The organism is Lipingzhangella rawalii, from assembly GCF_031628175.1.
In the GTDB taxonomy this organism is placed as follows: Bacteria; Actinomycetota; Actinomycetes; order Streptosporangiales; family Streptosporangiaceae; genus Lipingzhangella_A; species Lipingzhangella_A rawalii.
This window is the reverse complement of sequence record NZ_JAVLVT010000008.1, coordinates 167948-182016: the sequence shown is the minus strand read 5'-3', so window position 1 is coordinate 182016 and position 14069 is coordinate 167948. Positions and strand designations below refer to the sequence as shown.

The following is a 14069-nucleotide window of genomic DNA, read 5'->3' as shown; positions in this document are numbered from 1 at the left end:
GCTGACCGGCGCTGACGGGGACGTGGTGAGGCAGCACACGTCACCCGTTCACTTCACGTTCATCTTATCCGGGGGAATTGGTCACCTGTGGTCCATACCTTCGCATGTGACACGGGACGGCAATCGCTGACCACTTCGACCGGAGTCGTGCATGACCGTTACGGACCCATCCGCCGCGCCCCGGCGGATTCCCCGGGGCAAGCGCCGGGTCGGCGATGTCGTCTTCGCCAATACCGCCCGCGGTTCCGGGATTCTTATCCTCGCGATCCTGGCTGGGGTCGCCGCGTTCCTGATCATCCAGTCCTCGGACTCCCTCAGCGCGAACGTGGCGAACTTCTTCACCACCTCCGAGTGGGATGCCAACACCCGTGAGGAGCCGGCGTTCGGGATCGCCGCGCTCGCCTTCGGTACCGTGCTCGCCGCGGGAATCGCCCTGGTGATCGCCACCCCGGTGGCCATCGGAATCGCACTGTTCATCGTCTACTACGCGCCGCGGCGACTCGCCTCGCTGCTGGGCTACCTGGTCGACCTACTCGCGGCCATCCCGAGCGTGGTCTATGGACTGTGGGGCATCGGCTGGCTCGTGGTGCAGCTGCGCGGCCCCTTTGACGCCATGGAGCGGGCGCTGGGCTGGATTCCCTTGTTCGCGGGGCCGGTGTCCACCACGGGACGCACCATGCTCAGCGTGGGAATCGTCCTGGCCGTGATGATCCTGCCGATCATCACGGCGATTTCCCGGGACGTTCTGCACCAGGTTCCCCGCGACCACCGGGAGGCCGCCCTGGCCCTTGGGGCGACCCGGTGGGAGATGATCCGCATCGCGGTTCTGCCCTACGGCCGGCCCGGCATCATCGGTGGGGTGATGCTCGGTCTCGGCCGTGCCCTGGGCGAGACGATGGCCGTGGCAATGGTCCTCTCGCCCTCGCTGGTGATCTCCTGGTTCCTCCTCCAGAGCGGCAACCAGACGATCGCCGCGCACATCGCACTCCAGTACCCGGAAGCCACGGGCTACGGGGTTTCCGCGTTGATCGCCGCGGGACTGATGCTGTTCGCCATCACCCTGGTCGTCAACGTGGTGGCCCGGCTGGTCATCGCACGCCGCAAGGAGTTCCGCTGATGTCCGCCACCACGACCCCCGGTCCGGCCGCAACGCGCTCCCGTCCGGCCGAGCTGGCCCAGGGAACCCTGCCGCCGCACATCGCTCCCGTCCTACTCGCGGGCAGTGTGGTCCTGGTCGGTGCGCTGTTGCTGGCCCTGGGGCGCTTCTCGCTGCCGCTGCTCGCGGTGACGGTGCTGCTCGTCTATACGACGACGATCACGGTTGCCAGCGCGCGGGTCGAGGGCGGCCGCAAAGCCAAGGACCGCTTCGTCACCGCGGTTGTCTACACCTGCTTCGGCCTGGCGATGGTGCCGCTGGTGTCGGTGCTGTGGACCGTGGTCACCAACGGTGTGCAGCGGATGAGTCTGGACTTCCTGACCGTGTCCATGAACGGGGTCACCCCCACGATGGACGCCGGTGGGGTGTACCACGCCATCGTGGGCACCCTGATGGTCACCGGAATGGCTGCGGTGATCTCGGTCCCGATCGGGTTGCTGACCGCGATCTACCTGGTCGAGTACGGAGGAAACAGCCGGCTCGCGAAGGCCATCGTGTTCTTCGTCGACGTCATGACCGGCATTCCCTCGATCGTGGCCGGGCTGTTCGTGGTCGCACTGTGGATGACCCTGTTCGGTCCCGGGCAGGGCAGCGGCGCTGCGGGTGCGGTGGCCCTGTCCGTCCTCATGATCCCCGTGGTGGTGCGTTCCTGCGAGGAGATGCTGCGGCTGGTGCCGCACGAGCTCCGGGAGGCCGCCTACGCGCTGGGGGTCCCCAAGTGGCTGACCATTCTCAAGGTCGTACTGCCAACCGCGGCCTCGGGAATCACGACCGGGATCATGCTGGCCCTGGCCCGCGTGATCGGGGAGACGGCGCCCCTGATCCTCACCGCTGGATCCTCGGCTGTGCGGATCAACTGGAACCTTTTCGACGGCCAGATGATGACCCTGCCCGTCTTCATCTACTCCCAGGTTCGGATGGGTGACGCCATCAACTACGAACGCGCGTGGGCAGCGGCGCTGACCCTGATTCTCGTCGTGATGCTGCTGTTCTTGGCCGCCCGACTCGTCGGGCGACTCTTCGCACCGAAGCAGGCACGATGAGCGGCCCCGTTCCCTGGCCCACTTCGACGACAGTTGGGACGCACAGTGGCGAAGCGTATTGACGTATCCGGCCTGAACGTCTACTACGGAGACTTCCTGGCTGTGGAGAACGTCTCGATGACCATCGAGCCGCGTTCGGTCACGGCCTTCATCGGCTCCTCGGGGTGTGGCAAGTCCACGTTCCTGCGCACCCTCAACCGGATGCACGAGGTCGTTCCGGGTGCGCGGGTCAGCGGCACGGTTCTGCTGGATGACGAGGACATCTACGGCCCCGACGTGGACCCGGTAGCGGTACGCCGGAAGATCGGAATGGTGTTCCAGCGGCCCAACCCGTTTCCCACCATGTCGATCTACGACAACGTGATCGCTGGAGCCAAGCTCAACAACCAGCGGATGTCCAAGGCCGTGGCCGACGAGCTGGTGGAGCGCTCCCTGCATGGAGCCAACCTCTGGGAGGAGGTCAAGGACCGGCTGGACCGCCCCGGAGCGGGACTGTCCGGCGGACAGCAGCAGCGCCTGTGTATCGCGCGTGCGATCGCCGTGGAGCCGGACGTACTACTGATGGACGAACCGTGCTCGGCTCTGGACCCCATCTCGACACTCGCAATCGAGGACCTGATCGCAAAGCTTCGGGAGAGCTACACGATCTGCATGGTCACCCACAACATGCAGCAGGCGGCGCGGGTCAGTGACGTCACGGCGTTCTTCAACGTCGCCGGAACCGGGAAACCGGGACACCTGGTGGAGATGGGCGACACGAACAAGATCTTCACCCGCCCGGACCGCAAGGAGACCGAGGACTACATCACCGGCCGGTTCGGCTAGACCAGGCGAGGGTCAGTCGGCGCGACCCCCGGCCTGCGCTCCCGGCCGCTTGCTCCATCTCCCGGAAATAGATCCCGTCCGGCTCCGGACGGCGGGCGTGCCAGACACGGTCAGGACCGTTTCACAGCGATACCCTCGACCGTGTTCGCCACGTGTTCGAACGCGTCCGCGGCCGCTTCCAGCTCCTCGATCACGTCCTTGAGCTTGAGCACGGTCAGGGCGTCGTAGGAACCGCCGAACAGGTGCGCCAGGAGCTTGCGGTAGATCTGGTCCGCCTGGTTCTCCAGCTGGTTGATCTCGATCCAGTAGTTGGTGAGATCCTTCAACGAGCGCAGCCGTGGCATGGCCTGTGCCGTGACCTCCGCCGCGCGTTCCAGCACCTCCACCTGGTCAATGATGCCCTTGGGCAGTTCCTCCAGCTGGTACAGCCCGATGAGGTCGGCAGCGGCCTCCATCGCGTCCATGACATCGTCCAGGCGCGACGCCAGCTGGTAGATGTCCTCGCGGTGGAGCGGTGGGGAGGTGCTCTCGTTGAGGCGCCGCATGATCGCGTGCGTACGTTCGTCGCCAGTATGCTCACAGGCACGAATTTTCTCGGTGATCGCCGCTCGGTCAGCGCCGTCGCTGATCAGCTCGACCAACAGGCGAGCAGCCGTCACCAGATTGTTCGCGGAGTCCGCGAACATGTCGTAATAGCTGTCATCGCGCGGAGTCAGGCGCAGACGCACATCCGTCTCCCGAGGTGCGATTGGGAAAATCCGGTCGCTGGGGATACTACGGGCCTGGAGCAGGGAAAACGGTCATCCCCGCGTTGCACCACGCGGTGCTCGGACACCCCACTCCCCTTCCGTTCGGTCAACTCGGGTCTTGGGCGGGCGCACTCATCCTAGTGATCGCGAGCGGGGTCTGGGCACCCCCACGGAGGTCACACTCCCGTCTCCATGTGGCCGCAGTAGCTGCACAAACGCGACGGAGATCACATTTGGCCTCGGAGCGGGCAGGCCCGGGACGGGGGGCGCAGACGGTCGGAGACGAGACCCTCGCGCGGGACAGCCGCTAGGCTCGAGCGTGTGGCTCGCCAGAACTCCGCGGCGGCACGCCGTGCCCAGCTACGCACCGTCCTGAACCAGCAGCTCGCCGAGCTGCATCGGCCGGCCTACGCTGGCCCCGATTCTGAGTCCGCGCTGGTGTGTGCTGCTGTGCGCACCGCGGTGGACGCCCTGGCTTCCGGCCACACCCCCGAACGGGGACTACTCCGGGCGGCGGTGCGCGGGTCGCTGGCGGAGCTGGGTCGGCGCGCCCCCGGATCCACCCTGGAAGTGCGGGTCCCCCCATTCGGAGCGGCGCAGTGCCTGGAGGGGCCACGACACACACGCGGCACTCCACCCAGTGTTGTGGAGACCACACCCCAGGTGTGGCTGCGGTTGTGCAGCGGGGACCTGGACTGGCACCACGCGGTGGCGGCCCGGGAGGTGGCGGCGAGTGGCGCCCACACGGATCTGGGCCGGGTCCTTCCGCTGTATCCGGTCCAGCCCGGGAACTGACCCCGCTGGCCACGACGCGCCCGGTCAGCTACTAGGCTGGGGATGTGTCGCAATCCGACGAACTGCCTGGCCCCGATGCACGTGGGCCGAAGGATGCCTGCGGGGTCTTCGGCGTCTGGGCCCCGGGCGAGGAAGTCAGCAAGCTCACCTACTTCGGGCTGTACGCGCTCCAGCACCGCGGACAGGAGTCCGCTGGGATCGCACTGAGCGACTCCGAACGTATCCTCGTGTACAAGGACATGGGGCTGGTATCCCAGGTTTTCACCGAGGCGACCCTGGACACGCTGCGCGGAGACCTGGCGATCGGCCACTGCCGCTATTCCACGACCGGATCGTCGGTCTGGGACAACGCCCAGCCAACCCTGGGAACCTTCGGCTCGGGCGGGCTGGCCCTGGGGCACAACGGGAATCTCATCAACACCCCGGAGCTGGCGGCGATGCTGCGGTCCGAGCAGCTCTCCTCCACCACGGACACGGGGGTGCTGACCCAGCTGTTGGCCGACGACCCCAACCGTTCGGTCGAGGATGCCGCGCTGGCGGTACTGCCGCTGGTGCGGGGCGCCTTCTCCCTGGTCTTCATGGACGAGACCACCGTGTACGCCGCGCGGGACCCCCAGGGCATCCGCCCGTTGGTTCTGGGACGGTTGGACAACGGCTGGGTTGTGGCGAGCGAGACCGCGGCCCTGGACATCGTCGGGGCGACGATGGTGCGTGAGGTGGAGCCCGGAGAGCTGGTCACCCTCGACGAGCGGGGGGTGCGGTCGCTGCGGTTCGCACAGGCGGAACCACGGGGCTGCCTGTTCGAGTATGTGTACCTCGCCCGTCCCGACACCACGATCTCGGGGCGCAGTGTTAACAACGCGCGGGTGGAGATCGGTCGCCGGCTGGCACGACGGAACCCTGCCACCGCCGACCTGGTGATCCCGGTTCCGGAGTCGGGCACTCCGGCTGCGGTGGGCTATGCCGAGGCCAGTGGCATCCCCTACGGTCAGGGGCTGGTGAAGAACTCCTATGTGGGGCGCACCTTCATACAGCCAAGCCAGAGCCTGCGCCAGCTCGGGATCCGGCTCAAGCTGAACCCGCTGCGCGAGGTCATCGCCGGCAGGCGGCTGGTCGTGGTGGACGACTCCATCGTGCGCGGCAACACCCAGCGCGCCCTGGTGAGCATGCTGCGGGAGGCCGGAGCTGCCGAGGTGCATGTACGCATCGCAAGCCCCCCGATCATGTGGCCCTGCTACTACGGTGTCGACTTCGCCAGCCGTTCGGAGCTACTAGCCAGTAGCCACGCCCCGGAAGAGGTTCGGGAGACGATCGGCGCGGACTCGCTCGCCCACATCCACCTGGACGATCTCGTCGAGGCGACACAGGTGCCGAAGAACCAGCTGTGCCGGGCCTGTTTCGACGGCGAGTACCCCATCCCGGTTGACGAGCAGTCCCGCGGGAAGTTCCTGCTCGAGCAGACCAGCTGAGAAAGGCTCCGCGTGTCCTCTTCCGCCACACCCTCCAGTTCCAGCCCCGCCGCAGAGAGCGCCTACGCTGCCGCGGGTGTCGATGTCGCCGCCGGGGAACGTGCCGTGGACCTGATGCGGGCCCATCTGGCACGGACGCGTCGGCCCGAAGTGCTCGCCGAGGAGAGTGGATTCGCAGGCCTGTTCCGCCTGGACACCAGCGGCTACAGCGACCCCGTTCTGGCCACCTCCACAGACGGTGTCGGTACGAAGGTCATGCTGGCCCAGCAGCTGGACCGGCATGACACCATCGGTCAGGACCTGGTCGGAATGGTTGTCGATGATCTGGTGGTGTGCGGCGCCGAGCCGCTGTACCTCACCGACTACATCGCCTGCGGCAGCCTCGTCCCGGAACGGATCGCCGACATCGTCGGCGGTATCGCCACCGGGTGCGAGCAGGCGGGCTGCACCCTGCTGGCCGGAGAGACAGCCGAGCATCCCGGTGCGCTCGAGCCCCACGAGTACGACCTCGCCGGTTCGGGAACCGGGATCGTGGAAGGCGACGCGATCCTGGGGCCGCGCCGGGTCCACGCGGGTGACGCCCTGGTGGCTCTGGGCTCGTCCGGCCCGCACGCCAACGGCTACTCCCTGGTCCGGCGCATCATTGCGGACGCCGGGCTGGATCTGTACTCCCACGTTCCCGAACTGGGAGGCCCCTTGGGCGAGGTCCTTCTCGAACCCACCCGGATCTATGCCGCACACTGCCTGGAGTTGATCAGAACCACCGAGGTACGAGCGCTGAGTCACATTACCGGTGGCGGGCTCGCCGCGAACCTGGAGCGTGCGCTCCCCGACACGGTCGACGCGATCGTCGACCGCGGCACCTGGGCCCCGGATTCGGTCTTCGAGGTCCTCGCCGAGGCGGGATCCGTCACTCGGGCAGATATGGAAGCCACATTCAACATGGGCGTGGGCATGGTCGCGGTGGTTGCCGAGGATTCCGTGAACACGGCGCTCGCTCTCCTCCAGGACCGGGGAATCCCGGCCTGGCAGCTGGGAACGACCACCGCCGGAGAGGGACGTGCCCGCCTGGTGGGCACCCATGGGACCCGATCATGATCGTGGCGACAGCCGTAGTGCCGGCCCCGGCACGCACCGCTGACCGATCGCACCCAACCGGCCCGTCCGCGGAACCGTTGTCGGATGCTGCTACCGCAAGCCTCCCACACAGGCACAGGCCGGCCGACTCCGTACGGATGTCGGCCGACCTCGCCGCGCGTCAGTGGCGGTCGGACTCATCCTCCGCCGTGCCACGCGGGTTGCCATCGGCGAAATCCGCGTAGCGGTCAACCAACTCATCGTAAGGGTCCGCATAGTTACCGTCCGGCTCGTACCTGGACGGCCGGTCCTCGTCAGCGACACCCAGCTCTGCCCGCAGCCGATCCAGATCGGTCCCGCCTGCGGCACTGTACTTCAGCCGCCGGGCGACCCGCTGCTGCTTGGCCTTGGCTCGGCCGCGCCCCATTGGCTCGACCCCCTCAACGATTGGGTAAACCCCATGTCATTAGCCCGCCGGGCTGCACGCCACCCTGCCGCACGGACGAGCGGCGCCAGCCTACATCCTGCTACAACCGTACCCGCTTTGCCACCACCGTGCCTACGCAGCCCCGCCCACGCGCGGCAACGGCCCCGCGGGAGCGCCTACTGTGCGGGTATGCCAGGATACGTGCGTGTTGCCCTTCCTGCCGTACACCGTCTATCTCCGCGTGTACCAGCCGCTGCCAGCGTTCCCGACGCACGAACGCACACACTGGCGCTCGTATGCGGACACGCCGAGACGCCCACGGCGGGCAGCGGCGGTGACGGCCGAACATGAGGATAGCCTGCGCCGGATGACGGCCTCTCCCGCCGCTGTCGCACCGGCCGAGGAAAGCACCGAGGCCTATGTGCGCAGACAGGGCGGACAGGTGTTCATCTGCCCCTGGCAGACGCGCTTGCGTTCCTGGCTGGCCGTCCAGGACGCCCACGAACAGCTTCCCGCCCATCTCGCCCGGGAGTGGCTCCCCGTCTCCGTGTCCGAGCGCTCCCGTCGCGACTTCGAGCAGTGGCGCGACGCGGGCAACTCCACCCGAACCCAGATCCGAACACACACGTGGGAAGTTCCACTGGCATGGCTGGTGCCGTTCGACGCGTCGGAGCGCTGCCTGTTCCTCGGCTCGGGCAAGGATCCGCGTCCCTGCGGCCCGGATGGGGACGGGAGGGATTCCGAGCAGGTGCTTGCCCCGCCCAGGACCCTGCTCTATGTCACGGACATGGCCAGCGCCCGTAAGCGGGTGCAGCGGGCGGTCCGTGCCCTCGATGTGGCCGAGCTGCCCGACGGTGGTTCGCTGCCCGGGCAGGTGCACCAGGTGCAGGACTGGCTGCACCACTGGCATCCCAGCTCTCTGGTGGAACTCGACTATGCCGGGCTGGTGCGCCTACTCGGTGACGAGCATCTTTCCAACGACCATTCGGTGGCCGAGATGTCGGCGGTCGTCACGGGACTCGAACAGGAGCAGCAGGGGGTCGCGGTGGCGATGCACCGCCGGCTGACTCGGCGGTGGCGTGCGGTGCGGTCCCTGGGACGCGCCAACTGAGAAGGCTGGGGTAGCCCTCGGCGTGTCGGGCGCGTCCTGGTCCCATAACCAGACCGGGAGGGAGCGGGACGCTCCCGCACCATCGTGAATATGGGCAGACACGGATGATCTGGACAGATTAGACTGCCGACACGCCGACACACGCTCCGTAACGACGCGCCGGGACCATGAGTCGGACGCGCACGTGGCATTCCAGATTTCTTCGCGAGGTTGGCCACCGCCCTCACCTCGGCAGCACGGAATGAGAACCCCAGGTCAGGGAGCTAGCGCGACACGCGCCCGGGGGCTGAACGCCCGCCGGCACCGGGTGCGCGGTACCACTCACGTCCCCTCGGATCGAGTGAAACAGGGCCGGAGAACCAACTTTTGACCGAATCTGCCACATGACACTAAACGTATCGCTAGAATCACTCAGCGTGACGCGCACCATCGACAGGTTTGGGTGAGCTTCACCGAGAAAGTCGCACTAAGTGGTCGCGCAATCACCTCGGGTGATGCCAATATAGACCCAGCGGTAAATATTGGACATCCGGGCCAAGTGCCAGGATAAGGCTCAGGATCGGCACACAGATCCAGGAGGAGAGGCCGTACACATGTCAACTCGCACGCCCGAGGCGGAGCCCCTGCTGACCCCTGCCGAGGTTGCCACCATGTTCCGCGTGGACCCCAAGACCGTCACGCGCTGGGCGAAGGCCGGCAAGCTGACCTCGATCCGAACCCTGGGTGGGCACCGCCGGTACCGGGAGACCGAAGTTCGCGCACTCCTGGCGGGGATCCCCAACCAGCGCACCGAGTAGACTCCCCGGTCCGTGCGAGGGCATTCGGGGGGCAGGCAAGCGGGGGGATTAGTCCGCAGCAACCTTGAACGTGTCGGGGCGGGTGGAATCACTCGCCCCGACACGTGTCTGCTCCGGGAACATCAGCCGCGATATTCACCTTGAGTAATAATAAAACTTCATATAGTGACTATTGGGGTGTCCTCGGGAACAGGGCCTAGCGGGGCGCACGAACCGGTGCCGCCACCGTAGGGACGCACTACTCACGAGGAGTTCACGCATGACATCCAACAAGGCCCTGCTGATCAGCACGATTGCCGCGTCCGGACTGCTGTTCTCCGCCGCACCCGCCGCGGCGGAACCCGAGCCGGCCGATGCTCCGGACGAGCCCGAGGTTGACATATCCGATGACGTCGTCGATGAGGTGCCGGACGAGATCCCCGAGCTTCCGGAGGGCACGGACCCCGAGGAGCTGGCGGAGTTCGCCGAGCTGGTGGACGGTGTCGACCTTGCCCAGGTGAACGAGCTGCTCACCCTCTTGCAGGGAGCTGACGTCGAGGAGCTGACCGAGCTGGTGGAGCTACTCGACATGGTCGACATCGGCGACCTGGGCGACCTGGGTGATCTCGACGACCTGGGTGATCTCGACGACGTGGGTGACCTGGACGACGTGGGTGACGTCGTCGACGGTGTGGACACCGACGACGTGGGCGACGTTACGGACGGCCTGCTGTAGGAACGGCCCGCTCCGGTTGGTTGCGGCGCGGAAGCTGCGACCAACCGGAGCGGGACGGGATTCCCACCACCGGGGGCTCCCACATACCGCAGTCGCGGATGATGGCATAGGTTTGGACACGGCCGATTCCGCCCGCTCCGAGATTGACATCCATGCTCAGCCGCACCCGCCTTCGCCACCGTCGCGTCGCACACGGCGTGGTGGTTACCGTGGCGGCACTGGCACTGACGGCGTGCGGCGCAGCCTCAGATGTGGATGCGTTTCCCGGGGGCACGGACGACGCGGACAGCACCGCCACCCTGCCCCGGCCCGAGCCCGACGCCCCCACCGCCGAAGCCCCGGACGCGCTCTCGGCCGAAAGCGAGGGCCCTCTGTCCGGAACCACGATCGTGGTTGACCCCGGGCACAACGGCGGCAACGCCGACGCCCCGGAACAGATCAACCGCGAGGTGGATGCGGGCCCGGAGACGAAGGCCTGCAACACTGTGGGAGCAGCCACGAGCGACGGCTACCCGGAACACGAGTTCACGTTCGAGCTTGCGCAGCAGGTTGCCGAGGAGCTCCGCGACTCGGGAGCCGAGGTGGTACTGACCCGCGAGGACAACGACGGTGTCGGCCCCTGCATCAACGAACGCGCCGCCATCGCCAACGACGCGGACGCCGAGCTCATGCTCTCCCTCCACGCCGACGGCGGCCCTCCCACCGGACGCGGCTTCCACGTCATCGCACCCGAGCTGCTGCCGGACTACACCGAGGACATTGCCGGACCCTCGCTGGATTTCGCGGAGTCCCTGCGCGATGCCTTCCGCGACGGTACGGACATGCCGGTTGCCGACTATGTCGGTAGCGAGGGCATCGACGTGCGGGGAGATCTGGGCGGACTCAACCTGTCCGAGATACCGGCCGTCTTCCTGGAAGCGGGAAACATGCGCAACGCCGAGGACGCCGAGTTGTTGACCAATGAGTCGTGGCGTGCCGATGCTGCGACTGCGATCGACACCGCGATCCGGAACCACCTGTGACCGGGACGCACTGGCCGCAACCGGCCATGACCGCGTTTACAGCGCCTGTTGCCGAACGCTACAGAATGGTCCCATGTCGCTTCCCCACGCAGACCGTCCGGCATTCAACATCGTCCTGCGCGGCTACGACCGGGACGAGGTGGACGCACTGATGACCGGGCTGGAGGAGAACATCGCAACCTTACGTCGTACCGACGGTGAGCCCCCGACCCGAACACTGTCCGCAACGGACGCCGAGACCGCCCACCAGAGCCTGGGGACCGTGTGGCGTGGCTACAACCGCGCCGAGGTGGACACCCATCTCAGCTCCATGATCGCGACACTCCGTCGGCTGGAGGACGACCCCCAGGCCACGGTGGCGCGTACGTCGTCCCGGCACCCCACCTTCCCCACCGTGCTGCGCGGCTACGCGCCCACGGAGGTGGAGGATCTGATCGTGCGGCTCGATGCGAGCCTGTGCGCCCTACGGTCCGGGAACGGTTCCACCGTGCTCATCACAGCCAGCGACGCCGAAGCCGTGCACCGCATGCTCCCGGTTCAGCTACGCGGGATCGACCGACGGCAGGTGGACTGCCACGTCACGTCCATGATCGCCGAGCTCGCCCGTCTCGAGGGGCGGGTTGGTCACTGAGCTCATGCCACTGACGTCGGATGATGTAGAGAAGGCACGCTTCCACACCACGTGGCTCCGTGCCGGCTACCGCGAGAATGAGGTGGACGCGTTCCTGGACCGGGTCGCCGCAACGCTGGCCCACCGCGACGGAACAGATCCGGCCGTGGGCCCGGAGACACCACCGCTGACGGCCGAGGAGATCGCGCAGCATACCTTCCCCCGCACCCGCGTGTTCCAGGTGGGCTACAACCCGGCCGAAGTTGACGCCTTCCTCCTGCGCGTCGCCTACGAACTGCGAACCCGATACGAAGCCGTGGCCTCGGAACACACAGTCGGCACCGCCAACGCCGCCAACGCCGCCAACGCCGCCAACGCCGCCAACGCCGTCCAGCCGCAGCCTACCCAGCAGGCCGCGCCCGAGACCGATGCGGCATCAGACGACTGCACCCCCAGCACGGGGGACGCGCCCGGAGACACCGAGTCGGCCACCGACAGCGAGGAGACCACCGAGGATCCCGAGCACGTCGGGGGTCATCCCGAGGCCGGGCCGCCGGACGGGACCGACACGGGTAACGCGGCCGACACCGTGGCCGGCACGGCCCCGGAACTGACCACGGCGGACGTGCGTGGGGTACTGTTCCGTACGGTCTATCTGCGCCCCGGTTACGCCGAGGAGGCGGTGGACACATTCCTGGATCGCGTGGAAGCGACACTGGCCACTGACCCACACGGCGTCGGTGACCAGCAGCGGCTCACCGCCACCGAGGTCGAGGCCGTGGAGTTTCCGGTGGTGCGGTTCGGGGCCAGCTACCATCCCGGCGATGTCGACACCTTCCTGGACCGGATCGTGGCCGAGCTACGCCGCCGCGGCCTGGAGTGAGATACGACGTCAGGCGACACGGACTGAAAAATCCACCAAAATCGAACCTGTGTTCGATACGGTGCAGGTGTGAGTCTACTGAACGAGCACATCGATGTTGCGGCGACCATGGGCGGGCACCCGGCCCTGTTCACCTGGCGGGGCGAGTTGTACCGGGTACGGCGGGTGATCGAGACCTGGGAGACAGCCGGCGAAACCCGCACAGGCCCGGCGCGGGGGCGCCTGGTACGGGTTGCGTCCGAATCCGACACCGGACACGCGAGTATCGCGGACCTGGCTTTCGACCCGGACCGGGAGCGCTGGATGCTCCGGCGCAACTGGAGCTGACCAGGACAGTTTGTTCGATTATGAGATGGATCGTGGGTCCTGATTACTGACTTCGTGCGACAGTGGGGACAAGAATGATCAACACGGTGGGTACCGCCGCAAATGCGGCATTGTGCCCCCACGGCACTGGTCGGTGGTTGTGTGGCCGAGTCGATCCCGCTCGCCCGGTACGCGGAGTTCGCGAGCTACGTCGAGGACCGCGGCCCGGCCCTGCTGCGCATGGCGATATCCGTGGCGGGCAATCGGGAAGACGCCGAGGATCTCCTCCAGACCGCGCTGGTGAAGACCTTCTTCGCGTGGGACCGGATTTCCAGCCCCCGTGCGCGGGACGGCTACGTCCGTCGGGCCATGACCAACACGCAGATCTCGGAATGGCGCCGCCGACGCCTGGAGATCTATCCGACAGCCGAGATTCCGGAACAGCTCACCGAGGACCCCACCTGGCACAGTGACCTGGCGGACGCGGTGGAGCGGGCGGTGGCCAAACTGCCGCCGCGGCAACAGGCCACGCTGCGGCTGCGGTACTACGAGGACCGCACCGAGGCAGAGGTTGCGCGCATGCTGGGGGTAAGTGTGGGCACGGTCAAGAGCACGGTCGCGCGGGCCGTGGCCAAGCTGCGCAAAGACACGGAGCTGGCAGCGGAGCCGGATCTGGGACGATAACGGTCCGCTCCAAGCTTCGTTTTGCTGGATTGCTAGCAGGTCGGTACGCTTATCGCAGCCGGGAGGATTCGCCTAGTGGCCTAGGGCGCCGCACTGCTAATGCGGTTAGGGGGCAACTCCTTCGAGGGTTCGAATCCCTCATCCTCCGCAGGTCACGGGGGGTTCGACGCTCAGCGTCGAACCCCCCGATTTGCCTCTAGTTGCATTCCTAGTTGCAGTTGGCCGTATCTCAGCCGCCCCTCAGGTCAGCCGAAAAGGGCTGCACCCACGCGGTTGGCCGCGTCCTGAGCCGATTGCGACGCTCCCCCGTAGGACGGCCAGCGGGGTGGGGGATCTCCCGGCCGGCCGGGGCACGTCCACCGTGCCCCCAATACTCCCGCTGGCCGTCGTGCGGGGGAGC

The 14069-nt window shown here is 67.1% G+C and carries 16 protein-coding genes and 1 tRNA gene; 15 read left to right on the top strand and 2 right to left on the bottom strand.

Annotated features, from left to right (window positions below; all coding sequences use genetic code 11):
- The first annotated feature begins 151 nt into the window (after positions 1-151).
- The 3 genes from pstC to pstB are packed head-to-tail and all read left to right on the top strand — an operon-like array spanning position 152 to position 3024.
- Positions 152-1117 carry a phosphate ABC transporter permease subunit PstC gene (gene pstC, locus RIF23_RS16465; RefSeq protein ID WP_310913448.1) on the top strand — a complete coding sequence of 322 codons (966 nt, stop codon included), beginning with the start codon at positions 152-154 and terminating at the stop codon, positions 1115-1117.
- Entirely contained in the window at positions 1117-2199 is a 1083-nt protein-coding gene (gene pstA, locus RIF23_RS16460; RefSeq protein ID WP_310913447.1) for a phosphate ABC transporter permease PstA, read from the top strand. The genes pstC and pstA overlap by 1 nt, the downstream gene beginning before the upstream one ends.
- Positions 2200-2244: 45 nt before the next feature.
- Positions 2245-3024 carry a phosphate ABC transporter ATP-binding protein PstB gene (gene pstB / locus RIF23_RS16455; RefSeq protein WP_310913446.1) on the top strand — a complete coding sequence of 260 codons (780 nt, stop codon included), beginning with the start codon at positions 2245-2247 and terminating at the stop codon, positions 3022-3024.
- 110 nt (positions 3025-3134) lie between these two features.
- Here pstB and RIF23_RS16450 read toward each other — a convergent pair whose 3' ends face one another.
- Entirely contained in the window at positions 3135-3752 is a 618-nt protein-coding gene (locus RIF23_RS16450) for a DUF47 domain-containing protein (RefSeq protein ID WP_310913445.1), read from the bottom strand.
- A 342-nt stretch (positions 3753-4094) separates the two neighbouring features.
- Between RIF23_RS16450 and RIF23_RS16445 the strand changes: the two genes are divergently transcribed.
- From RIF23_RS16445 to purM, 3 genes are read left to right on the top strand one after another with little or no spacing between them, the layout of a single operon-like run.
- On the top strand, positions 4095-4568 hold the full coding sequence (locus RIF23_RS16445; protein WP_310913444.1) for a sterol carrier family protein: 474 nt from the start codon (positions 4095-4097) through the stop codon (positions 4566-4568).
- Positions 4569-4612: 44 nt separating this feature from the next.
- The gene (gene purF / locus RIF23_RS16440) at positions 4613-6037 is read left to right on the top strand and encodes an amidophosphoribosyltransferase (protein WP_310913443.1); all 1425 of its coding nucleotides are present in this window, start codon (positions 4613-4615) and stop codon (positions 6035-6037) included.
- Between the two features lie 12 nt (positions 6038-6049).
- Positions 6050-7135 carry a phosphoribosylformylglycinamidine cyclo-ligase gene (gene purM / locus RIF23_RS16435; protein WP_310913442.1) on the top strand — a complete coding sequence of 362 codons (1086 nt, stop codon included), beginning with the start codon at positions 6050-6052 and terminating at the stop codon, positions 7133-7135.
- A 160-nt stretch (positions 7136-7295) separates the two neighbouring features.
- Here the strand turns inward: purM and RIF23_RS16430 are convergent, their stop codons facing one another.
- Entirely contained in the window at positions 7296-7541 is a 246-nt protein-coding gene (locus RIF23_RS16430) for a DUF3073 family protein (RefSeq protein ID WP_310913441.1), read from the bottom strand.
- A gap of 367 nt (positions 7542-7908) precedes the next feature.
- Here RIF23_RS16430 and RIF23_RS16425 point away from each other — a divergent pair, with 367 nt between their 5' ends.
- The 9 genes from RIF23_RS16425 (at position 7909) to RIF23_RS16385 (ending at position 13817) form a co-directional block, all read left to right on the top strand.
- Complete coding sequence (locus tag RIF23_RS16425) at positions 7909-8652, top strand: hypothetical protein (RefSeq protein WP_310913440.1); 744 nt, start codon at positions 7909-7911, stop codon at positions 8650-8652.
- A 593-nt stretch (positions 8653-9245) separates the two neighbouring features.
- On the top strand, positions 9246-9449 hold the full coding sequence (gene bldC / locus RIF23_RS16420) for a developmental transcriptional regulator BldC (protein ID WP_017600591.1): 204 nt from the start codon (positions 9246-9248) through the stop codon (positions 9447-9449).
- Positions 9450-9708: 259 nt separating this feature from the next.
- The gene (locus RIF23_RS16415; RefSeq protein ID WP_310913439.1) at positions 9709-10164 is read left to right on the top strand and encodes a hypothetical protein; all 456 of its coding nucleotides are present in this window, start codon (positions 9709-9711) and stop codon (positions 10162-10164) included.
- 152 nt (positions 10165-10316) lie between these two features.
- A complete protein-coding gene (locus RIF23_RS16410; RefSeq protein ID WP_310913438.1) occupies positions 10317-11186 on the top strand; it encodes an N-acetylmuramoyl-L-alanine amidase in 870 nt (289 codons plus the stop codon).
- Between the two features lie 73 nt (positions 11187-11259).
- Positions 11260-11817, top strand: coding sequence for a hypothetical protein (locus RIF23_RS16405; RefSeq protein WP_310913436.1), 558 nt, complete (start codon positions 11260-11262; stop codon positions 11815-11817).
- A gap of 4 nt (positions 11818-11821) precedes the next feature.
- The gene (locus tag RIF23_RS16400) at positions 11822-12679 is read left to right on the top strand and encodes a DivIVA domain-containing protein (RefSeq protein WP_310913435.1); all 858 of its coding nucleotides are present in this window, start codon (positions 11822-11824) and stop codon (positions 12677-12679) included.
- 69 nt (positions 12680-12748) lie between these two features.
- Positions 12749-13006, top strand: a complete 258-nt coding sequence (locus RIF23_RS16395) for a DUF6504 family protein (protein ID WP_310913434.1) — start codon at positions 12749-12751, stop codon at positions 13004-13006.
- A 141-nt stretch (positions 13007-13147) separates the two neighbouring features.
- Entirely contained in the window at positions 13148-13669 is a 522-nt protein-coding gene (locus RIF23_RS16390; RefSeq protein WP_310913433.1) for a SigE family RNA polymerase sigma factor, read from the top strand.
- Between the two features lie 61 nt (positions 13670-13730).
- Positions 13731-13817, top strand: a tRNA-Ser gene (locus RIF23_RS16385).
- Positions 13818-14069 lie beyond the last annotated feature (252 nt).